Source organism: Candidatus Thiosymbion oneisti (genome assembly GCF_900092655.1).
Lineage (GTDB): Bacteria > Pseudomonadota > Gammaproteobacteria > Chromatiales > Chromatiaceae > Thiosymbion > Thiosymbion oneisti.
Genome location: NZ_FLUY01000442.1, coordinates 1 through 844, shown reverse-complemented (window position 1 = coordinate 844; position 844 = coordinate 1). Strand labels below are relative to the sequence as shown.

The 844-nt window shown below is 56.6% G+C and carries 1 protein-coding gene; it reads left to right on the top strand.

Features of this window, described 5'->3' with window-relative positions; genetic code table 11:
- Window positions 1-192 precede the first annotated feature (192 nt).
- Window positions 193-774, top strand: coding sequence for an ISAs1 family transposase (locus BQ17_RS04360; protein WP_218068085.1), 582 nt, complete (start codon window positions 193-195; stop codon window positions 772-774).
- Window positions 775-844: the final 70 nt, after the last annotated feature.

Below are 844 nucleotides of genomic sequence, written 5' to 3'. Positions count from 1 at the left end.
CATCCCGGCAATTATTCGTAGGCCAGGGCCGATCCGGAAAGCGTGCCTTTACGTCCAGATCGGCCCCATTGGCAAATGTACATATCTGCTCGTCTTTCGGGTCATCTCCCCAATCAGGGTGAGCGCGTATAAAGTTGAATGGTAACAAGAAGATAGGGGAAAGTAGGGGGAAACGGCGTTTGGAGTTTCCCCATGACAAGCAACTTTCAAGACTATTTCTCCCACCTGGAAGATCCGCGGGTTGAGCGCAACCAACGTCACGGGTTTATGGATATTCTGCTTCTGGTGATCTGTGCGGTGACCAGTGGTGCTGACGGCTGGGAGGCAATCGAAGAGTTCGGCCAGGCGAAGCTCCTATGGCTACGTCAGTTTGCCCCGTTTGCCAATGGCATCCCGTCTCATGATTGTATCGCCAGCGTGATCTCCCGGCTGTCGGTAAAGGGATTTCAGACGTGCTTTGCGAACTGGACCGAAGCGATCACGCCGGCTACCGGCGGTGAGGTCATCGCGGTGGATGGTAAAACCGCCAGCGGCTCGCGTGATCGCCGGCGTGGGCGCCACGCCCTGCACATGGTCAGTGCCTGGGCCGAGCGCAGTCGCTTGGTCCTCGGTCAGGAGGCAACCGCGGAGAAATCTAACGAAATCACAGCCATCCCTAAGTTGTTGGAGCTGCTGGAGTTGACCGGCTGCATCGTCACCCTCGATGCCATGGGTTGTCAGCGTGAGCTTGCCGCGCAGATCGTCGATCAAGGTGCGGAATACGTGCTCGGGTAGTGGTTAAATTTAAATGCGACCTAATGCTTTGAACTCCACCGTTTTGCCATCCCTGGCCCTGGATTCCGGC

Bases quoted from the DNA above. Each gene is read 5' to 3' on its own strand.
- BQ17_RS04360 (WP_218068085.1), top strand. From the start codon at position 193: ATGACAAGCAACTTTCAAGACTATTTCTCCCACCTGGAAGATCCGCGG.